Here is a 21178-nt window from a genome sequence, read left to right as displayed (position 1 = left end):
CGCCCACGACGCAACCCGGCTGCCGGCGCGCATCAAAGAAAATGCCCGGCGCGAGGCGCCGGGCATCGTTGGTTTCGTATCCGAATGAATTACGACTTCGGGAACCAGGAATACTTCCCGTCGTCCTTCTTCTTCCATTCGTACATGATGTAGCCTGGCAGTTTCGGATCGCCCTTGGCGTCATAGGCGAGATCGCCCAGAACGGTCGGGAACGGTCCGCTTTCATGCATCGCCTTGGCGACTGCCTGCGGATCGTTCGTCTTGGCGGCAGCGGCCGCCTCGGCGACCACCTGCACGGCGGCATAGGCGTAGAGCGTGTAGGCTTCCGGCTCGAAACCCTGCGCGCGGAACTTCTCGACGAGTTCCTTATTGGCCGGGATCAGGCGCGGGTCGGGGCCGAACGTGTTGAGCGTGCCGGCGACGGCGTCGCCCGCGATGGCGGCGAGTTCGTCAGTCACGATGCCGTCACCCGACATCATCGGGGCCTTGAGGCCCTGGTCCGCCGATTGACGGATGATCAGGCCGGCTTCGGTGTGCAGACCTCCCCAGTAGATCAACGTGACGCCGGCTTCCTTCATCTTGGCGATCAGCGCCGAGAAGTCCTTGTCGCCGACATTGACGCCTTCATACATCACTTCCTTGACGCCCGCGGCGTTCATCGCCTTCTTGGTTTCGTCCGCGAGGCCCTGGCCATAAGGGGTCTTGTCATGGATCACGGCAACCTTGGCATCCTTGAAGTTAGCCGCGATATAGGCGCCGGCGATGCTGCCTTGCTGGTCGTCGCGTCCGCAGGTACGGAACACATTCCACAGGCCGCGCTCTGTGAACTTCGGGTTGGTTGCGGCCGGGGTGATTTCGACGATATTGTTTTCCGCGTAGACCTCGGAGGCCGGGATCGACACGCCGGAGTTGAAGTGGCCGATCACGAACTTGACGCCGTCGCCGACGAACTTGTTGGCGACCGAGATGCCCTGCTTCGGATCAGAGACGTCGTCGCCGACTTCGAGCTTGATCTGCTCGCCATTGATGCCGCCCTTGGCATTGATATCGGCGACGGCCGCTTCGGCGCCCTTCTGCAGCTGTGCGCCGAAGGCAGCGTTCGGGCCGGTGATCGGGCCGGCAACGCCGAACATTACATCAGCCCACGCGTTGCCGCCGAACGCGACTAGCGCGGTCAGGGCCACGGCGGACAAGAGTGACTTTTTCATTTAAACGCTCCCATTAACGGAGTGGGCGTGGATGAAGCTTTCATGCGATGCCCACCCTTATCGCAGAAAGCATAGTTTGCCGATTTTCAGGCACTTGTCACGCCGATTCATCCCTGACGCGGCGTTAATGATGAACGTCAACCTTTCGATTTCCAGCTCAAGATTGAAGCTCTTTCGTAGAGCCAATTATACTGTGTGACCATCTGGTTGGTTCGTGTGTATTGATAGCCGACGAAGCCTAGTATCATCAGCACGACGGTGTCGACGATATAGTAATGCAGCGAGAACATCGTGCCGTCGAACAGCGCGTGATGGATGAAGCGGATGCCGATGCCGAGCCCGAGCAAATAGGCAAACAGCTGGATGAAGCTGCGCCAAGTCTGGGCACTGGCCTTGCCGGTCATCCATGCCGCCCATCCGCCGAGCAGGCAAGTGACGAAGAAGAACTGCCAGATCGACGGTTCCTCGTAGAGAATGCCTTGCATGGGAAGTCTCCTGAACTCAGTGATGTCCGCCTTCGAGATAGGCGGCGCGCACTTCCGGATTGGCGAGCAGCTCCTTGCCGGTGCCGCTCATCGTCACATTGCCGTTGACCATGACATAGCCGCGCGTGGCGAGCTTGAGCGCGCCGAACGCGTTCTGCTCGACCAGGAACACGGTCAGCCCTTGGGTGCGGTTCAACTCGCGGATGGCATCGAAGATCTGCTTGACGATCAGCGGCGCCAGACCCAGCGACGGCTCGTCGAGCAGAAGCAGTTTCGGCCGCGCCATCAGTGCGCGTCCGATCGACAGCATCTGCTGTTCGCCGCCCGACAGCGTACCACCACGCTGGGCGATGCGCTCCTTCAGCCTAGGGAATAGCGTGAACACCTTCTCGACGTCCTCGCCATAATATTTGAGGTTGTCGAGGCTGGCGCCCATCTGCAGGTTTTCCATCACCGTCATGCGCGGAAAGATGCGCCGGCCCTCGGGTGACTGGGCAATGCGCATGCGCGCGATTTCGTGTGTCGGCAACTGGGTGATATCGGTCCCGTTGAAAGTGATGGTGCCCGTCCGGGCGCGTGGAGCCCCGAAGATGGTCATCATCAGCGTCGACTTGCCGGCGCCGTTGGCGCCGATCAGCGCCACGATCTCACCTTGCTTGACGCTGACATTGACGCCGTTCAGCGCACGGATGTTGCCGTAATAGGTCTCCACGCCCTTGATATCGAGCAGCGTTGTCGTGGCCATCACTTGCCCCCTCCACGCTTGCCCTGAACGGGCTTGGCTGTGCTCGCCTTGGCTTTGCCGGAAACATGACTGGTCGCCACCTTGCCTGCATCGACGCGGCCTGAGAATTCCGTATCCTTGCCTTGGCCGAGCAGCTTAGCCTGCTTGACCCACTCCTCGCGCGCTATGCGTCCGTCAAAGGCGAGATAGGCCTCGACCGCTTCGACGTCCGCCTTCTTCCAGGCGCCGATCTGGTCGAAGTGGAAGATGCCGTGTTCGTTGAGCTTCTTCTCGTTGACCGTGCCGATGCCCTTGATGCGGGTCAGATTGTCGGCCTTGCCGCCACGGGGGGCAGCGAGCCGGTTCGAAACGCCTTCGGCCTTCGCGGCGGGCGCCTTGGCGGCCGTTTTCCTTGGCGCCGCTTTCTTCGCGGCGGGCCTGGCCTGTGCCGGTGTCGGGGCGACAGGCCTGCTTGCCACGCTGGCGGCGCGGGCATCGACCTGCGCTGCCTTCGAGGCGCCTTTCGACACGGTTACGCGTTCGCCTTGGCTATGGCCGACGGTGTCGCTCACCGGTCCGGCCAGATACGAGGATGATGTCCCCGGGCCATGCGCGGAGTCGGGACCGATGTCGAGCTGTTCGATGACGTCCTCGTCGCCGACTTCGGTAAGTACGGTCTCGACTTCCTCGTCGTCGACGCCAAGATAGGCAGCGATGACACGCGGGTCGGTGCGCACCGACTGCGGATTGCCGTCGGAGATCTTGCGGCCATATTCCAGCACCACGACATGGTCGGAGATCTGCATGACCACCGACATGTCGTGCTCGATCAGGAGGATCGAGGTGCCTGTCGTGTGCTTGATCCCCATCAGCAGTTCGTTGAGAGCCGCCGATTCCTTCGGGTTGAGACCGGCCGCGGGTTCGTCGAGGCACAGAAGCTCGGGACCGGTGCACATGGCGCGCGCGATCTCGAGCCGCCGCTGTGCGCCGTAGGGCAGGTCGCCGGCCGGATCGTCGGCTCGATCGACGAGATCGGCCTTTTCCAGCCAGTGCTTGGCAAGCTCCACCGATTCGGCCGAGGCCTTGCGGTAGCCGCTGAAACCGAACAGGCCCAGGATCGTATACCCGGATGCCTTCATCAGCTTGTTGTGCTGGGCGACGAGCAGGTTCTCCAGCAGCGTCATGCCCGAGAACAGGCGGATGTTCTGGAAGGTGCGCGCCACCTTGGCGCGCGCCGGGATCTCATGGTTGGGCAGCCGTTCCAGCAGGTAGCTGGAGCCATCGGCCCGGTTGAGCGTGATCATGCCTTCCGACGGCTTGTAGAAGCCGGTGATGCAATTGAACACGGTGGTCTTGCCGGCGCCGTTGGGGCCGATCAGCGCGGTGATTTCGCCGCGCCTGGCGGTGAAGGACAGGTCGCCGATGGCGACCAGGCCGCCGAACTTCATCGACAGATGATCGACCTGCAGGATGGAGTCGTTCATTTGTGCGTTCGCATTCATCAGCCGTGACCCTCCTTGGTGAAGGAGCTTGAGACAGCCCTGCGCTCCTTGAGGAAGGCTGTCGGTTCACGACTGCCGACAAAGCCGCGCGGCTTCCACAGCATGACGATGACCATGGCCATGCCAAACAGGAGCATGCGGTAGAGTTCGGGGGTGAAATCTTGCCCGAAGACCTGCTTGAGGAAGTCGAGCTCGCGCAGCGCCTCGGTGCCGCCGATCATCACCATGGCGGCGACGGCGATGCCGACCAGCGACCCCATGCCGCCAAGGACGACGATGGCCAGGATGATGGCCGATTCCAGGAAGACGAAGGATTCCGGGCTGACGAAACCCTGCCGCGCGGCGAAGAACGCCCCGGCAAAACCGCCGAACATGGCACCCGTGGCAAACGCCGTCAGCTTGGTCGTGGTGGTGTTGATGCCGAGCGAGCGGCAGGCGATCTCGTCCTCGCGCAGCGCTTCCCAGGCGCGCCCCACGGGCATGCGCCTCAGCCTGATGGTGACGAAGGCGGTGAGCATGCAAAGCGCCAGGATCAGGTAATAGAGGAAGATCTTGTAGTAGGCGCTCGAGGTCGCGAGGTGCAGGACCTTGGCGATGTAGTTGGGGTCCGAGACGTTGAAGGTCATCAGGCCGAAAAAGGTGACCTTCGGAATGCCGGAGATACCGGCCGAACCGTTGGTCACATCGCGCCAGTTGATCAGCACCAGGCGGATGATCTCACCGAAGGCAAGGGTAACGATCGCCAGGTAGTCGCCGCGCAGGCGCAGCACCGGAAAGCCGAGCAGCACGCCCCAGAAGGCGGCCATGGCGCCAGCCGCCGGAAGCAGTATCCAGAACGACAGGCCGTAGGTTGTGCCAAGCAGCGCATAGGCATAGGCGCCGACGGCGTAGAAGGCGACGTAGCCGAGATCAAGCAGGCCGGCGAGGCCTACGACGATGTTCAGCCCCCAGGCCAGCATCACGTAGATCAGGATCTGGATGCCGAAATTGTCGACCCATTTCAGCGAGCCCTGCAGTCCGGTGGCGACCGACCACGACATCAGCGACAGCACGACGACGACAAGGATCGGATAGAGCACCAGCGCGGCAATGCCGAGCTTGGTGAAGTTGGCGTGGATGAAGCCGCGGAAATAGTAGATCACACAGGCCAGCGCATAGATGATTGCGAGCGCGCGCAGGAACTGCAGGTAGCCGGCCGCCTCTGCTCCGACCCATCCGGCAAGCGAGCCGTTGAACACGAACAGCAGCACCACCGCGATGATCGCCACGACAAACGCCGGCAACAGGAAGAAGCGCGACGCCGCGCTGGCCGGCAACAGGCCGGTGGCGACATCGGCGATCTTCTGGTTGGCCATGAAGGGCTGACCATAGGCGACATAAAGGAAACGCCCGACAGCCGTGGCGATCACCACGGCGGCCAAGAGCCCCCAGCGCTTCACCAAGACCAGTTCGTTGGAGATGTTCTGGTCGGTCTTGAGGCCGATGAACAGCACGAACAGGCCAAGCGAGATGGCGCCGGCATAGAAGCCCTCGCGCAGCGCGCGCTGCATGGGGCTGGCGACAGTGTCGCGCTCTGGAGATACGGTCACGGCCATGGTCTCAGACCTTTTCGACTTCTGGCCGGCCCAATATGCCGGAAGGCAGGAAGATCAGCACGATTGCCAGGATCGAGAACGCGGCGACGTCCTTGTAGTCGATCGAGAAATAGGCCGACCACATGCTCTCGATGAAGCCGATCAGGAGGCCGCCCAGCACCGCACCTGGCAATGAACCGATGCCGCCTAGAACCGCCGCCGTGAATGCCTTGACCCCGGGGGTAAAGCCGTCCGAGAAGGCGATGACGCCGTAGTACATCAAGAACAGCGTGCCGGCGACGGCGGCAAGAGCGGCGCCCATGATGAAAGTGATCGAGATGGTGCGGTCGACGTCGATGCCCAGCAGTGCGGCCATCTTGCGGTCCTGCTCGCAGGCGCGTTGCGCCCGGCCAAGCGAGGTCTTGTTGACCAAGTACCAGAACAGCGCCAACAGCAAAGCGGTGACGATGACGATGATGATCTGCTTAAGCGACACGCTGACGCCGTTGATGTTGTAGACTTGGCTGACCATCGGCGGGATCGGCTTGTTGCGCGGGCCTTGCGTCACCTGGACGAAGTTCGACAGCGCGATCGACATGCCGATGGCGGTGATCAGCGGCGCCAGCCGGAACGAACCGCGCAGCGGCCGGTAGGCCACTTTCTCGATCGTCCAGTTGTAGAGGCTGGTGAGCAGCATCGCCACGATCATCATGACCAGCAGCGCGATGACCACGGGTACCGAATAAAACAGCGCGCCGAGGATGAGGAAGACGATCAGCGCCGAGAAAGCGCCCACCATGAAGATGTCGCCATGGGCGAAATTGATCATGCCGATAATGCCGTAGACCATCGTGTAGCCGATCGCGATCAGCCCATAGATCGATCCCAGCGTCAGCCCGTTGATAAGCTGCTGGACAAAGTACTGCATGTGTACATGGCTCCCCTGGAATGTCGCCCATGCAGACGCATTCCTTTTCGTATTTCCCCTAGTCGTAAAGTTTCGAGCCCGGATTGCAACGTGATTTTTTTGACCGCCCCGCGTGTTCGCAAGTCACGTCTTCCCGATCGCCCGTTTTCGCACCCAGCCCCTGGACTATCGCGGACCCTATCATTGGCATAACGCAATGTCTTTGACGATTGAGCCGCATCATGCGCTCGCTTTCGAAGAAATCACCGTCAAGATTAGGTGATGAGAGGAATCGTTGCGTTCCTGACACGTTTCGTTTTTCGTCACGCTCCTTTCCGCGGCGTCAGGATTCTCCTACTTGACCACGAAACCATGCGCGAACGGATCGCGGTCGTCGATGAAGATCGTGTTCAGTCCAGTCATGCGGGCCCAGCCGCCGATCGAAGGGATGATCGCCGGCTTACCGGCGACCGTGACGTCCTTTTCAACCTTGCCCTTGAACAGCGAGCCGATGATCGATTCATGGACAAACGCATCCCCCGCCTTGAGCTTGCCCTTGGCATGGAGCTGCGCCATGCGCGCCGAGGTGCCGGTGCCGCATGGAGAGCGGTCGATCGCCTTGTCGCCGTAGAAGACGGCATTGCGGGCATCGGCTCCCTCAACCGTCGGCTTGCCGGTCCACAGCATGTGCGACAACCCGGTGATCCCGGGATTCTCCGGATGCACGAAGGAATACTTCTCGTTGAGCCGCTGCCGCACCACCGGGCTCCAGGCGATGAAGTCGCCGGCGGAATAGTCGGCCATATCTCGATAGTTCGCCTGCGGCTCCACGATGGCGTAGAAATTGCCGCCATAGGCGACATCGACGGTGATCTCGCCGAGACCTGGACATTCGACCGTCAACCCTTCGGCGTGCAGGAAGGAGGGCACGTTGGTGATGCCTACTTCCTCGACATATTCGCCGACCTGCTTGTACTCGGCGATGACCAGCCCGGCCGGCGTGTCTAGCCTGAGCACACCCGGCGTCTTCGGCTTGATCAGCCCGTGCTCGATCGCCATCGTCACCGTACCGATGGTGCCGTGGCCGCACATCGGCAGGCAGCCGGACGTCTCGATGAACAGGATGGCGATGTCGCAATCCTCGCGCGTCGGCGGGTAGAGGATCGAGCCTGACATCACGTCATGGCCGCGCGGTTCGAACATCAGGCCAGTGCGGATCCAGTCGTATTCGGCCAGGAAATGCGCCCGTCGCTCCATCATGGTCGAGCCCTGCAGCAAAGGGCCGCCGCCGGCGACCAGCCGCACCGGATTGCCGCAGGTGTGGCCGTCGATGCAGAAGAAGGATTTCTTGGCCATGTGGCTCCTTGAGATCAAAACCGTTGTGGACTGAAGGGGGCCAGATCAACGGACGAAGTCTGCCCCAGAACGAATTCCCTGATCAACCGCCCGGTTGCCGCGGCCTGCGTCAGGCCGAGGTGGCCGTGGCCGAAGGCGTAGATCACCGACCGGCTTCGCGCCGCCTTGCCGACGACGGGCACCGAATCCGGCAGCGAGGGCCGGAACCCCATCCATTCGCGCCCACCCGAGGGATCGAGCCCCGGCAGGAATTCCCGCGCCTTCCGCAAGAGCGCTTTCGACCTATTGAAATTGGGCGGCCGCTCGATGCCCCCGAGTTCCACGGCACCGCCGACACGCAGGCCGGTTTCGAGCGGGGTGATGACGAAGCCATGGCCGGAAAAGATCAACAGATCGGAAGAGCACACGTCNGCGTCGTGTTGTAGCCGCGTTCGGTCTCCAGCGGAATGCGATCGCCGAGCTGCCGCGCCAGCAGGTGCGACCAGGCGCCCGCGGCAATGATTATGTGTCCGGCTTGCCTGCTCGTGCCGTCGGCCAGTGTCAGTGTCGGGCCATCCTGATCCGCCGCGATGCGGTCGATGCGGGCCATCTCGAAGCGGGCGCCCTTGGACTGCGCGTACGCCCACACCGCCTTGCCGAGNCCTTGCCGAGCAGTTTTGGATCGGCGACCGTCTTCCATCCAGGGACGAAAGTGCCTTTGACGAAGCGCGGTGACAGCCCCGGCTGCAGGTCCGCCAGGTCCTCGCCCTCGACATGGCGGAAGCCGATGCCGAAGCGCTCGCGCGCCGCCCAGCCCGACAGCGAGGCGCGGAACTCCGCCTCGCCTTCGTAAAGTTCGAGCGAACCGTCCTCGCGCAGCATCGGCCGGGTGCCTGAGCGATCGAGCAGATCCATCCATTCGGCCTCGGCAAGCTTCATCATGCCGGCCTGCGCCGTCAGGCTCGCTTCGTATTTCCCAGGCGCGCCGGCGCGCCAGAATCGGATCAGCCAGGGCAGCAGCTTCGGCAGGTAGGCGGGCGGAATGCTGAGCGGGCCGAGTGGATCGGCGAGCCATTTTGGCAGCTGCCGGATCATTCCCTTGTGCGCCAGCGGCAGCACGTCGGAGAAGGCAAAGGCGGCGGCGTTGCCGGAGCTCGTCTCCTCGCAGATGCCCGTGCGGTCGAAGACCGTGACGTCCAGTCCTGCCTCGGCAAGGAAGGCAGCAGCGCAAATGCCGATGATGCCGCCGCCGATGATGGCGATGTCTCTCCCTTCTCCTCGTTCACGGGGAGAAGGTGCCCGAAGGGCGGATGAGGAGCGCCGCCCCTCGTCTGTCGATTTGGACTTTCCTTGCACCTGGGCGCTGCCTCTCATCTGGCTGCCGTCATCTTCTCCCCGTGAACGGAGAAGAGAACCCTCTTTAGAACCGCGGCAGTGTCGGTCGCGCCGCCAGCGCATCCTTGATGATCTTCTCGACCGCTTTGCGGCGTTCGCCCGACAGCGGCATGCGCGGCATGCGCACGCGGTCATTGGTGTTGATTGCTAACACTTCGGCAAGCTTGATGTTCTGCACCAGATAGGTCGAGACATCGAGGTCGAGCAGCGGCCGGAACCAGCGGTAGATGGCGAGCGCCTCTTCGCGACGTCCCTGCTTCATCAGCTGGTAGATGGCGACGGTCTCGCGCGGGAAGGCGGTGACCAGACCGGCCACCCAGCCGATGGCACCCACGGACAGCGCCTCGAAGGCCAGATTGTCGACGCCGGTGAACAGGTCGTAGCGGCTGCCCAGGCGGTTGATGATCTCTGTCGAGCGGCGGATGTCGTCGGAGGATTCCTTGATGGCGACGAAGCGCTTGTCCGATGCCAGCTCCTCCATCTGGTCGACGCTTACATCTACGCGGTAGGCGAGCCGGTTGGAATAGATCATGACCGGCAAGTCGCCGGCTTCCGCCACCGCGCGCAGCGCCGCCACCGTCTCTTCCGCGTTGGTGTGGTAGATCGGGCTCGGCACCACCATCAGGCCATTGGCGCCTTCCTTGGCGGCGCGCTTGGCGATGCCGGCCGCCTCGCGAGTGCCAGCCTCGTTGACTGTGAGCAGCACCGGCTTCTTGCCAGCGATCTTCTGCGCGGTCTTCAGCACCTCGATCTTCTCGTCAGGTGACAGCATCGGTCCCTCGCCGAGCGAGCCGCAGACAATGATGCCATCGCAGCCGGCATCCATTTGCAGGCCGAAGCAGCGCTCCATCTCGGCGTGGTCGAGCCGATCGTCGGCGGTGAATTTGGTCGTGACGGCGGGGAAAACTCCGGTCCACATGGCTATCTCTCCATCTGATATATCAGCCGTATATCTGTTAGGAAAGCTGCTGTCAATACGGAATCTGTTATGATATATTCTAGATATATCAGGAGAGGACCTTTGATATCCATGGAAGCAAGCACCGTGTCCGAACCCGCAGCGACCAGGGCCTATCGCGTCCTCGAACACATGATCGTCACGCTCGAACTGGCCCCGGCGAGTTTTGTCACCGAGGGTTCCCTGATCGAGCGGTTGGCGCTCGGCCGCACGCCGGTGCGCGAGGCGATCCAGCGGCTGGCCTGGGAGGGATTGCTCGATGTCAGGCCCCGCGCCGGCATCGCGATCGCGCCACTGCACCCCGGCGACTGGCTGCGTGTGCTCGACGCAAGGCGTGGCGTCGAGGTGGTGCTCGCCCGTTCGGCCGCACGCTTCGTCACCCGCGAGGCCGCCGACATGTTCCACGAGGCGGCGCTCGCCATGCAGAAAGCAGTGATATCAGGCAATGTGCTCGCCTTCATCCAGGCCGACAAGGCGCTCGACGAGGCGCTGGCGCTGGCCGCCGACAACCCGTTCGCCGCCCGGTTGGCCGCCCCGCTGCAGACCCACAGTCGCCGCTTCTGGTTCCGCTACAAGGCCGACACCGGGCTGGCGGAATCCGCCGAGCACCATGTTGCATTGATCCGCTCGATCCTGGACGGCGACGAGGAAGGCGCCGCCAAGGACGCCAAGAAACTGATGGCACTGCTGCGCGGCCATGCCGAGGTCGCCGCCACGCGCTAGTTGCAAGAGCGCGAAGGCAAATCGCTCAGGCGCCCGGCAAGGCCGCCTTGAGTGTCGGGCTGTCCCAGCCTTCGCCGACCGACAGGATACAACTCTGGCCTTTCGTGTCGGACGCCAAGACCGTCCAGCTGCCTTGTTCCGAAACGAAGACCTCGAGGACCACATTGGGGTTGATCAGGCCGCGCCCGGCTTCGCTTTCGTGGAAGTTCTCGCCGAGCGCTTTCACGATATCGGCGCGTGCCGCGCATTGCCCAGCTGCATTTGCCTGGGCAGCACCCAAGCACATCGCCATCGCCGCAACGAACATTGTCGCCGTAAGACGTCGTGTCATTTGACACCTCCTTGCGCCGGACGATGCAATGCCACCGGCCCGCCGTCGGCGCCCTGGTTGTCTGCCGCGCCTCCTCCACGGCAGGATTGCAGCCCTAAGTCGCGCAATCCCCACGGGTTCCATCACATTAGCGTTTGCAAAAACAAAAGGCCTAAGTCCGGGGACTTAGGCCTCAGGTTCAATCGATCTTCTCATCCGCCTTGCAGGGAGGAAGACCAGATAAAAAAGCGTCCGGTCAATTCATCGTGGGGATAACGAACTCGGCGCCGTCCTTGATGCCGGACGGCCAGCGCGAGGTCACCGTCTTGGTCTTGGTGTAGAAGCGGAACGCGTCCGGGCCATGCTGGTTGAGATCGCCGAAGGAAGATGCCTTCCAGCCGCCGAAAGTGTAATAGGCGATCGGCACCGGGATCGGTACGTTGACGCCGACCATGCCGACCTGGACACGGCTGGCGAAGTCGCGCGCGGCGTCGCCATCGCGGGTGAAGATGGCGACGCCATTGCCCATCTCATGGTCGTTGGCGAGCTTGATGGCGTTCTCATAGGTCGGCGCGCGCACCACCGAGAGCACCGGCCCAAAGATCTCTTCTTTGTAGATGCGCATATCGGCCGTGACATTGTCGAACAGGCAACCGCCCATATAGTAGCCGTCCTCATAGCCCTGCATCTTGAAGCCGCGACCGTCGACGACAAGCTTGGCGCCTTCCTTGACACCGGTGTCGACGTAACCCTTGACGCGCTCCAGCGCCTGGGCGGTAACCAGCGGGCCGAAATCCGCTGCCGAATCCGTCGAGGGACCGACCTTCAGGCTTTCGACGCGCGGGATCAGCTTTTCCATCAGCCGGTTTGCGGTGTCGTTGCCGACCGGAACGGCCACCGAGATAGCCATGCACCGCTCGCCGGCCGAGCCGTAGCCGGCGCCGATCAGCGCGTCGACGGTCTGGTCCATGTCGGCGTCGGGCATGATGATCATGTGGTTCTTGGCGCCGCCGAAGCACTGCACGCGCTTGCCGGCCGCCGTGCCGCGCGAATAGATGTAATGCGCGATCGGCGTCGAGCCGACAAAGCCGATGGCCTTGATGTCGGGATCGTCGAGGATGGCGTCGACGACATCCTTGTCGCCGTTGACGACATTGAGGATGCCGGCCGGCAGACCGGCCTCGATGAAGAGTTCGGCAATGCGCATCGGCACGCCCGGATCACGCTCCGAAGGCTTCAGGATGAAGGCGTTGCCGCAGGCGATCGCCGGCGCGATCTTCCACAACGGGATCATCGCCGGGAAATTGAACGGCGTGATGCCGGCGACGACGCCGAGCGGCTGGCGCATCGAATAGACATCGATGCCGGGGCCGGCGCCGTCGGTGAACTCGCCCTTCATCATGTGCGGAGCGCCGATGCAGACCTCGACCACTTCCAGGCCGCGCTGGATGTCGCCCTTGGCGTCGGCGATGGTCTTGCCATGTTCGCGCGCGAGGATCTCGGCCAGTTCGTCATAGTCGCGGGCGACCAGTTCGAGAAACTTCATCAGAACGCGCACGCGGCGCTGCGGATTGGTCGCGGCCCATTGGGGCTGTGCGGCCTTGGCGTTCTCGACCGCCGCGCGCAATTCCGCCTGCGAGGCCAGCGCCACCGTGCCGCGCACCGTGCCGTCCATCGGCTGCATGACGTCCTGCTTGCGGCCGCTGGTGCCGGCGACACGCTTGCCGCCGATGAAATGACCGTAGTCGATCATGATTTCTCTCCCTGGTTTGTGATGTCGCATTGTCCGCCTTTGGCTGGCCGATGGCAACGCGAGGGAGAACGCAACCGTTGTGCGTAAAATAGATATCGATTGACGCGTGAGCATCAATTCTCGCAAATACTCGCCTGAGATCGCCATCAGGGGAAGGCCATGAACTGGGATGACGTCCGCATCTTCCTCGCCGTGGCGCGGGCCGGCCAGATCCTTGGCGCCGCCAGGCGGCTTGAGCTGAACCACGCCACCGTCTCGCGCCGCATCGCGGCCCTCGAAGACGCGTTACGCACGAAACTCTTCCGCCGGCTGACCACCGGCAGCGAACTGACCCCGGCCGGCGAGCGCTTCCTCGACATCGCCGAGCGCATGGAAGGCGACATGATCGCCGCCCGCTCGACCATATCGGGCGAAGGCGACGATGTTTCCGGAACCGTGCGCATCGGCGCACCCGACGGCTTCGGCGTCGCCTTCCTGGCCAAGCGGCTGGGCGAACTCACCGCCCAGCACCGCGAACTCACCATCCAACTCGTCCCGGTGCCGCGCTCCTTCTCCCTGTCGCGGCGCGAGGCCGACATTGCCATAACCGTCGAGCGGCCGACCGAAGGCCGGCTGGTGGCGGGGAAACTGGTCGACTACTCGCTCGGCCTGTTTGCCTCCCGCGGCTATGTCGACGCGCATGGCCTGCCCAAAACCGCCGCCGAACTTGGCCAGCACACCCTTATCGGCTATGTGCCTGACCTGATCGTCAGCCCGTCGCTCGACTACGCCGCCGAATTCAGCGCCGATTGGCGGACCAGCTTTGCCATCTCCTCCGCACTTGGCCAGGCCGAAGCCGTGCGCTCGGGCGCCGGCATCGGCATCCTGCACACCTTCGTCGCCCGCTCGATGCCGGAGATGGTGGCCGTCGATGTGGTCGCGCCCATCCGCCGCGCCTACTGGCTGGTCTATCACGAATCGGTGAGGCCGCTGCGCCGCGTCCAGATCGTCGCCGGCTTCATCACCAAGGCGGTGGAACGGGAGCGGGGGTTGTTTACCTGATTTCCCTCAAATGCCTGCGGGTTTCGCGCCCTTCAGGCAGGGTGCCGACATCACAATAACGCGGGCCTGGATCACCCACGCCGCCTTTTCCTTGCCACAAAACCGACCAGTGTGGCATCAGGCGTGCGGTCGCCGGCCATGGGACAGGTCGGGGTGGGGCATCTTTCAGAAAGCTGGCGCGGATAGACATGCGAGCCGTTCTTGCCATCCTGCCGCTGCTGTTCGTTTCCGCATGCGCCAACCCGTGGACAAAAGTGCCGGAAGCCGAATTGCCGAAACCGATCCGCTTCGCCATGGCGCGTCCCTCGCCTTTCGTCATCGGCAATTATTGCGGTCCCGGCACCCGCACCGGCGATCTGTCGGCCCGACCTGTCGATCGCCTCGACGCCGTTTGCCGAACTCATGACGCCTGCTACATCGCCCGTCGCAACCATTGCGACTGCGACGGCGCCCTTGTCGCCTCGGCGAGGGCGATCCGCGATGACATGACGGCGCCGCGCAAGATGCGCAGCGAGGCGGAACTGCTGATCGCCACCTTCGCCATCCCTGTCTGCAAGGTTTTCCCGCAAGGTTTCATGCCGCCCCGCGACCCGGCGCAGTTGAGCGTCATGAAGGCCGGGGCGGCGGGGTGAATATCCGCACGGCCATCCTCGCCCTGTTCGGGTTGGCCGCCCTTGCCGGCTGCGGTGCGGGCCGCAATGCCTGCGAGCTCCCGGCTGGGCAGGAGGCTTGCGCGCGGCCCTCGCTGTCGGCTGGCACGCCCGGGTCGCGGATCGCGGCTGAGCAGTTCTTCGGCAATGACGGCGGCAGCGACTATGAAAGACGGTTCCTGGCACTGCTCGCCCGCAACCAGCTCGGCGCCATGGACCGTGCCAACGGCACCGGCCCCTTCGGGCGCAACCGCCTCGATGTCCAGAACCGCGATTTCCAGGCGACCTATTCGACGCTCCAGCACCTGGCCGGACCGGTCGCCAACGCTCATCTGCCGCCGGCCGGTGGAGGCAGCGGCGACGGTTATTTCGAGGGCCGCTGGCGGGTGTCGCGGCAGACGCTCTATATCGATGCGGCGGCGCGGCCCTCGGCCCCAAGGATTTTCGATTTCTCCGGCTTGCAGGCACACAGCACCGAGATCGTCGTCCGCCAGGCGGGCAAACAGCCGGCCGACATCGAAGGCAGTTGCGACGGCGCATTGGCGCTCCGCGCTGGCGCGGCCACACGCACCATCGCCGCCGGCGCGGCATTCGGTTTTCACCTCTCCGGCGAGGACGACACGGTCAGCCTGTTCCCGGGCGACGGCCTGAACCGGTGCACGGCGAGGATCCGCTCCAGCCTTGCGCCCGCCAGTACACCGCTCACCATCCGGCGCGAAGAAACCGCGGATCCGGCGCTTGCCAGTTTGGACAGCCGCTACCAGCGCTGCCCAATCCCCGGCGTTGCCGGCCTCGATGCGCTCGAGCGCGCCTTCTATGCCAGTCGATGGCTGTCGCAGACCTGCGCCATGCCGATCGGCGAGCCCAGGCTGCTGCGCAAGTCGCGCGACGGCTTCAACGCCAAGGTCGAGGCGCTAATGGGCGCGCCGCTGTCAGATGCGGCAATAGACAGAGGCGATCCGGAACTGCCGCTCGATTTCTCGAAGGCGCCGAGGCTGAAGCTGATCTATCTGTCCTCGCTGGAATTCAAGGCCGACTTTTCCGGCCGCGTCATCGAACGGCTGATCCGCAATCATGCAGCGCTTGGCACCAAGGTGCGCATCATGGTCACCGACGTGCTGGAGCGCGACAAGGACGACGCCATGCTGCACCGGCTGGCCGCCGAATTCCCCAATGTGGAGCTGCAGGAATATCGCTGGCGGGCGGACCACGGCGCGCCGATCGACGAGCAGATTTCACAACTGCACAAGGTGCATCATGTCAAGATGCTGGCGACGCTGGCGCAGGACCCCGCGCGCTCGCGCGTCATCATCGGCGGCCGCAACATCCATGACGGTTTCCTGTTCCACCAGCCGATCGATCTGACGCGCTATCCGGATCTCGAGCAATACGGCAAGACCGACGGGTTTTCGCTGAACTACTATTCGAACTGGAGCGACTTCGACATCGAGTTCGCCGACCGGGCGACGGTCGAGACGCTCGCCGCGCAGCTGTCGACGATATGGCTGCGCGACGCAGACACCAACCTGGCGCGCCCCTTCTCCATCCCGGTCCGCGGAGATGGCCCTCGGGGCAATGCCCGGCATTTCATCTCGGTGCCCTATGAGGATGACCATGCGCTGGAGGCCTATTTCGTCGAGCTGGTCGATGCCGCCCGGCACCATATCCAGATCGTCAACCCCTACCTCAATCCGACGCCGAGCCTCGCCAAGGCTTTTGACCGGGCACTCGCCCGCGGCGTCAGGATCGACATTGTCGGCCGCATCGACCTCAAGGGCGATATCGGCGGCAAGTTCCTCACCGCGCTCAACAAGCTGTTCGTCGAGAAATATGGCGACCGTATCAATATCCGCGAGTTCAAGGCGCCTGACGTGGTCCTGCATTCCAAGATCATGATGATCGATGAAAGGCTGGTCGCCATATCCTCGGTCAACCTCAACAACCGCAGCTTCTTCCACGATTCGGAGAACGGCATGATGGTGCTCGACCCCGCCTTCTACGCCAGGATGAAGCCGGTCTATGACGACTACCTCGCCCACTCGAACCCGGTCGCCACCAATGTGACGATCCCGTGGGCGTACCGGCTGCTGTTCGACGAGGCGTGGGTCAGCCAGGCGTTCTGATATCGCCCCGGTTCCGGGCCATGATATAAGCAAGGAACAAAAACGCGAGACGCGCGGCTGCTATTTCAGGTAACGCTCCTGCGCCAAGGCACGCACGTCGATGTCAGGCACCCGGTTCGAGATGATGTCGGAAAGCACCTTGGCCGAGCCGCAGGCCATGGTCCAGCCGAGCGTTCCGTGGCCGGTGTTGAGATAGAGGTTGGACAGCTCCGTGCGGCCGATCAGCGGCGGTCCGTCCGGCGTCATCGGCCGCAGCCCGCACCAGAACGTTGCCTCCCGCATCGCGCCGGCGCCCGGAAAAAGGTCGCCGACCGAGTGTTCGAGCGTGCGCCGGCGCGATTCATGCAGCCTGAGGTCGAATCCGGAAATCTCGGCCGTGCCGCCGACGCGGATGCGATCGCCGAGCCGGGTGATCGCGACCTTGTAGGTTTCGTCCATCACGGTCGACACGGGTGCGGCGGCGGCGTCCTTGATCGGCACCGTGATCGAGTAGCCCTTGACCGGATAGACCGGGATCGGTCGCTTCATCCGGCGCATGAAGTCCGCCGAATAGCTGCCCAGCGCCATCACATAGGCGTCGGCGGTCAGCCAGCCCTTGCTGGTGCTCATACTGTTGACGCGGTTGCGGCTGCGGATGACGCGCCATATCGTCGTGTCGTATTCGAACTTGACGCCGCGCGCCACGCAGAGCTCGGCCAGCCTGTCGGTGAACATCTTGCAGTCGCCGGTCTCGTCATGCGGCAGCCTCAGGCCTCCGACGAATTTCTCGCGCACCCCGGCCAGCGCCGGTTCCGCCGCGATGCAGCCGTCGGGATCAAGGACCTCATAGGGCACGCCATATTTCTTCAGCACCTCGACATCGCCTGATGTGCCGTCGAGCTGCTTTTGCGTGCGAAACAGTTGCAGCGTGCCCTGCGTCCGCTCGTCATAGGCGATGCCGGTCGCCTCGCGCAGCGCCTTAAGCGTGTCACGGCTGTATTCGGCCAGCGGCACCATGCGCGATTTGTTGATCGCGTAGCGCTCGGCGGTGCAGTTGCGCAGCATCTTGACCAGCCAGGTCCACATGTGTGGGTCGAACGCCGGCCGCACCACCAGCGGGCCATGCTTCATCAAGAGCCACTTGATCGCCTTGAGCGGAATGCCCGGGCCGGCCCAGGGCGAGGCATAGCCGGGCGAAATCTCACCGGCATTGGCGAAGCTGGTTTCCAGCCCCGGCCCTTTCTGGCGGTCGATCACAGTCACCTCATGGCCGGCCTCGGCAAGATAATAGGCCGTGGTCACCCCAATGACGCCACCGCCCAGCACCATGATCTTCATCGCATCACGCTCCACGCCGCCACGGACACCGGGCATGCCATCCACTGTCTGCCGGATTTTGCCGCACCCGCCAAGGGGTTAGTCCCAAGGGTTACCCGCCGACATAGCGCCGGTGAAACCGCGTCCCGAGGCTGGCCAGGATTTCGTAGCCGATCGTGCCGGCATGGCCGGCGGCGTCGTCGACGCTTTGCGAAGGGCCGAGCAGTTCGACGAGATCCCCTTCGCGAAGCTTGCCGGGCGGCAGGGCCGAGATGTCGAGAATGATCGAATCCATCGACACGCGTCCGAGGAAGGGCAGGCGCGTGCCCTCGAACCAGGCGGCCGACGCGGACCGGCGCAGCCAGCCATCCGCGTAGCCGAACGAGATCGTCGCCAGGCTGAGCGGCCCTTCCGCATGGAAGGTGTGGCCATAGCCGATGCCGGCGCCCTTTTCGACGCCGCGCGTCTGCGCCACCTTGGCCTGCAGCCGCACCACGGGCAGCATCGGGTTGGGTTCGGCAGGCGTCGGATTGATGCCGTAGAGCGCGGCGCCAGGGCGAGCGAGATCATAATGATAGGATGGTCCCAGAAAGATGCCGGAGGAATTGGCGAGCGAGGCGGGTGCCCCGGGCAGCATGGCACGCAACCGCTCGAAGGCCCGCCGCTGCTGTTCGTTGGCGGGATGGTGCGGCTCGTCGGCGCAAGCCAGGTGGCTCATCACATATCTGACGCCGATGCCATCGAACGCGGCGGTGTCGCCGGCCATCGCCTCGACTTCGGGCGGCGCCATGCCAAGTCGCGACATGCCGCTGTCGACCTGGATCGCGGCCGGAAGTCTTTGGCCAACACGGTGTCCCGCCGCGCGCCAGGCTCTCAACTGTGCGCCACTGTTGATGACCGCGCGGAGACCAGACGCGACCGCTTCCCCCTCGGAGCCTGGCGGCAGACCGTTCAGCACATAGATCTCGGGTCCGGTCCCGATCGCCTTGCGGAGCGCAATTCCTTCGGCCAGCAGAGCGACGAAGAAGATGTCGCAGCCTTCTTTCATCAGCGCCGAAGCCACTTGGCCCGCACCTAGACCATAGCCGTCGGCCTTGACCACGCCGGCACAGCGTACGCCACCCAGCCTTGCATTCAGCCGCCGGTAGTTTTCGCGGATCGCACCGAGATCGATGGTCAGAATCGCCCCGGCTGCCGCTTCGCTGACTGGCCCACCGGTGGCGGTTTTCGAAGCATCCCCGTTGACGGCGTCGTTCATGGCGAGCCTCGTTGCATCGACGACCAATACGACCACCGCACCGGCGCGGCAACCTCGGCCAGGGCCGCGCGGCTATCGCGCCAGATGTCTGAACGCCGCCACCACATCTTCATAGACCTTGCGCTTGAACGGCACGATCAGGTCGGGCAGGTCTTGCATCGGCCGCCATGACCATTTGTCGAATTCGGCTGTGTGGCCGCCCGGCGGCGGATTGATCTGGATCTCGCTGGCATCGCCATGGAAGCGGAAGGCGTACCATTTCTGCGTCTGGCCGCGATACCGCCCCTTGAAGGCGATACCGACCAGGTGGTCCGGCAGGTCATAGTTGATCCAGTCCGGCGCTTCCGCCAACAGCGAGACGCTGTGCATGCCGGTCTCCTCATAGAGCTCGCGCTCGGCGGCCTGCAACGGCTCCTCGCCCTTGTCGATGCCACCTTGCGGCATCTGCCAGAGCTGCGTTGTGCCGGCGAACTCGCTGTCGGGTTCGGCAATGCGATGCCCGACCCAGACCAGCCCCTCGCCATTGAGGATCATCAGCCCGACACAGGGTCGGTAGGGCAGCGTTTCGCGGTCGACTTTTTTCGTCTGCGGCATCACTCAGTCTCTCCAGTCGCCTTTCCGAAGGCCTTGGCTAACCCTTTTGCGGATCGACGGCCACCGCTGAAATCGGCACGATCTCAATGCCGCGCTTCTTGGCCTCGGCCACCCATGACGACACCGTGTCGACCGTCAGGTCGAAAGCCGAGCCGATGCCGACGGCCGTGCCTTTGGCACGCGCGGTCGCTTCGAGACTGTCGAGCTTCTTCAGGATGGCGCCGCGATCCTGCACCGCGTCGATCGCCGTGTCGCCGGCGACGAAAGGCACACCATCCCTCAGCGCCATGTCCGGAGCCAGGCTGCGCGCCGACGAGCCGTCGTCGATATAGGCGAGGCCCCTTTTGCCAAGTTCGGCCATGAACGGCTCCATCGCCGCGGAGTCGGCGGAAAACCGCGCGCCCATATAGTTCATGACACCGGTATAGTTCGTCGTCCGCGACAGCGCCCAGTGCAGGTTTTTCAGGTTTTCTTCCGCGCTCGCCGCCACCGTCAGCGTGTTGCGGCCGGGGTTGACCTTGGGATAGTCGAACGGCTCGAGCGGCACCTGCATGACGACTTCGTGCCCGCTCTGCCTTGCGGCCTGCATCCAACGGCCGATGCTATTGCCCTGTGGCGCGAAGGCCAGCGTCACTTCCGCCGGCAGCTTGGCGATCGCCGCCTGGGTGCCGGTCTGTGAAACCGCGAGCCCGCCGATGATGATCGCCACACGTGCGCCACGCGTGCCGGACCATGGCCGCGCATAGACGTCGAAGGGTCGCCTTCCGTCGGCGGAGCGCATCGGCAAGGGCCCGGTTTCACTGGTTTCTATCAGCGCCCTGTCGGGAATATGCGCGATTTTGAGGTTCTGGCCGACGGTCGATGGATCGCGAATGACGATCGCCGCCTTTGGCGGGCTGTCGCCTTCTTCGGTCTGCACATGAATGATTTGCGGACCGCCCGTCTTGGCCGGCATCTCCACCTTTGGCGTCGCCGCCGGGGCCAATGCGGGAGGCGACGCGGCGGGCTCGGCCGCCGCGGTCACTTTCGGCGTCGAGACGGCGACTTCCTGCGGCTTTCGAAACGGCTTTTCCCTGAACGCGATCGCGGCCGAGACGCCGACCACGGCAAGCACGATCGCGCTCATCGCGATCACACCGACGCTGATCTTGCCGGCGGCGCGAGGCGCCCGGACGGCCTGTCCAAGCGGGCGTTCGATGTCCTTGCCGATATCAGCCAAGCCCTGTCCCCGATGCACGGTTCCGAAGGCGACCTCCTTCCGCAACACATGCACGAATTCATCAATCCTGGCGCCCCTTGGCGCCGTATCTGGAGGCTTGGTCCTGCCCCCCGAATCAAACTG

The 21178-nt window shown here is 63.7% G+C and carries 18 protein-coding genes and 1 pseudogene; 4 read left to right on the top strand and 15 right to left on the bottom strand.

The window, feature by feature from the left end:
* Positions 1–89: 89 nt before the first annotated feature.
* From X739_RS150235 to X739_RS150270, 9 genes and pseudogenes are all read right to left on the bottom strand, one after another.
* Positions 90–1208: a branched-chain amino acid ABC transporter substrate-binding protein gene (locus tag X739_RS150235; protein ID WP_023771718.1), complete on the bottom strand. Its 1119-nt coding sequence runs from the start codon at positions 1206–1208 to the stop codon at positions 90–92.
* Between the two features lie 137 nt (positions 1209–1345).
* Positions 1346–1693, bottom strand: a complete 348-nt coding sequence (locus X739_RS150240; protein ID WP_023771719.1) for a DUF6867 family protein — start codon at positions 1691–1693, stop codon at positions 1346–1348.
* Between the two features lie 16 nt (positions 1694–1709).
* Positions 1710–2438, bottom strand: coding sequence for an ABC transporter ATP-binding protein (locus tag X739_RS150245; protein ID WP_015315220.1), 729 nt, complete (start codon positions 2436–2438; stop codon positions 1710–1712).
* A complete protein-coding gene (locus X739_RS150250) occupies positions 2438–3919 on the bottom strand; it encodes an ATP-binding cassette domain-containing protein (RefSeq protein ID WP_023794842.1) in 1482 nt (493 codons plus the stop codon). The genes X739_RS150245 and X739_RS150250 overlap by 1 nt, the downstream gene beginning before the upstream one ends.
* Positions 3919–5514, bottom strand: a complete 1596-nt coding sequence (gene livM / locus X739_RS150255) for a high-affinity branched-chain amino acid ABC transporter permease LivM (protein ID WP_023771721.1) — start codon at positions 5512–5514, stop codon at positions 3919–3921. The genes X739_RS150250 and livM overlap by 1 nt, the downstream gene beginning before the upstream one ends.
* Positions 5515–5518: 4 nt before the next feature.
* On the bottom strand, positions 5519–6421 hold the full coding sequence (locus X739_RS150260) for a branched-chain amino acid ABC transporter permease (protein ID WP_023784250.1): 903 nt from the start codon (positions 6419–6421) through the stop codon (positions 5519–5521).
* A 333-nt stretch (positions 6422–6754) separates the two neighbouring features.
* Positions 6755–7756, bottom strand: a complete 1002-nt coding sequence (locus tag X739_RS150265) for a 4-hydroxyproline epimerase (protein WP_023794841.1) — start codon at positions 7754–7756, stop codon at positions 6755–6757.
* A gap of 14 nt (positions 7757–7770) precedes the next feature.
* A pseudogene (locus X739_RS01000000166145) lies at positions 7771–9109 on the bottom strand (FAD-dependent oxidoreductase).
* A 46-nt stretch (positions 9110–9155) separates the two neighbouring features.
* Complete coding sequence (locus tag X739_RS150270; protein ID WP_023794840.1) at positions 9156–10049, bottom strand: dihydrodipicolinate synthase family protein; 894 nt, start codon at positions 10047–10049, stop codon at positions 9156–9158.
* A 69-nt stretch (positions 10050–10118) separates the two neighbouring features.
* On the opposite strand from X739_RS150270, the gene X739_RS150275 reads away from it, so the two are divergent.
* Positions 10119–10811, top strand: coding sequence for a GntR family transcriptional regulator (locus X739_RS150275; RefSeq protein WP_031252061.1), 693 nt, complete (start codon positions 10119–10121; stop codon positions 10809–10811).
* Positions 10812–10836: 25 nt separating this feature from the next.
* Here X739_RS150275 and X739_RS150280 read toward each other — a convergent pair whose 3' ends face one another.
* Positions 10837–11142, bottom strand: coding sequence for a hypothetical protein (locus X739_RS150280; RefSeq protein WP_023771727.1), 306 nt, complete (start codon positions 11140–11142; stop codon positions 10837–10839).
* A 235-nt stretch (positions 11143–11377) separates the two neighbouring features.
* On the bottom strand, positions 11378–12874 hold the full coding sequence (locus tag X739_RS150285; protein WP_023771728.1) for a CoA-acylating methylmalonate-semialdehyde dehydrogenase: 1497 nt from the start codon (positions 12872–12874) through the stop codon (positions 11378–11380).
* A gap of 159 nt (positions 12875–13033) precedes the next feature.
* Between X739_RS150285 and X739_RS150290 the strand changes: the two genes are divergently transcribed.
* From X739_RS150290 to X739_RS150300, 3 genes are all read left to right on the top strand, one after another.
* Positions 13034–13915, top strand: coding sequence for a LysR family transcriptional regulator (locus tag X739_RS150290; RefSeq protein WP_023794839.1), 882 nt, complete (start codon positions 13034–13036; stop codon positions 13913–13915).
* 188 nt (positions 13916–14103) lie between these two features.
* Positions 14104–14547 (top strand): hypothetical protein, encoded by a 444-nt coding sequence (locus tag X739_RS150295; protein WP_023794838.1) that lies wholly within the window; start codon positions 14104–14106, stop codon positions 14545–14547.
* Positions 14544–16688 carry a phosphatidylserine/phosphatidylglycerophosphate/cardiolipin synthase family protein gene (locus tag X739_RS150300; RefSeq protein WP_023794837.1) on the top strand — a complete coding sequence of 715 codons (2145 nt, stop codon included), beginning with the start codon at positions 14544–14546 and terminating at the stop codon, positions 16686–16688. The genes X739_RS150295 and X739_RS150300 overlap by 4 nt, the downstream gene beginning before the upstream one ends.
* A 60-nt stretch (positions 16689–16748) precedes the next feature.
* Here the strand turns inward: X739_RS150300 and X739_RS150305 are convergent, their stop codons facing one another.
* The 4 genes from X739_RS150305 to X739_RS150320 form a co-directional block, all read right to left on the bottom strand.
* Positions 16749–18005 (bottom strand): D-amino acid dehydrogenase, encoded by a 1257-nt coding sequence (locus X739_RS150305; RefSeq protein ID WP_023771731.1) that lies wholly within the window; start codon positions 18003–18005, stop codon positions 16749–16751.
* Between the two features lie 91 nt (positions 18006–18096).
* Complete coding sequence (gene alr, locus X739_RS150310; RefSeq protein ID WP_023794836.1) at positions 18097–19242, bottom strand: alanine racemase; 1146 nt, start codon at positions 19240–19242, stop codon at positions 18097–18099.
* Between the two features lie 72 nt (positions 19243–19314).
* Positions 19315–19836: an RNA pyrophosphohydrolase gene (locus X739_RS150315; protein WP_023771733.1), complete on the bottom strand. Its 522-nt coding sequence runs from the start codon at positions 19834–19836 to the stop codon at positions 19315–19317.
* A gap of 37 nt (positions 19837–19873) precedes the next feature.
* Positions 19874–21055: a divergent polysaccharide deacetylase family protein gene (locus X739_RS150320; protein ID WP_023794835.1), complete on the bottom strand. Its 1182-nt coding sequence runs from the start codon at positions 21053–21055 to the stop codon at positions 19874–19876.
* Positions 21056–21178 lie beyond the last annotated feature (123 nt).

The sequence above is a fragment of the Mesorhizobium sp. LNHC209A00 genome, assembly GCF_000502915.1.
Taxonomy (GTDB): Bacteria; Pseudomonadota; Alphaproteobacteria; order Rhizobiales; family Rhizobiaceae; genus Mesorhizobium.
The sequence above is the reverse complement of the archived record's forward strand: the minus strand, read 5'-3'. Positions and strand labels throughout refer to the sequence as shown.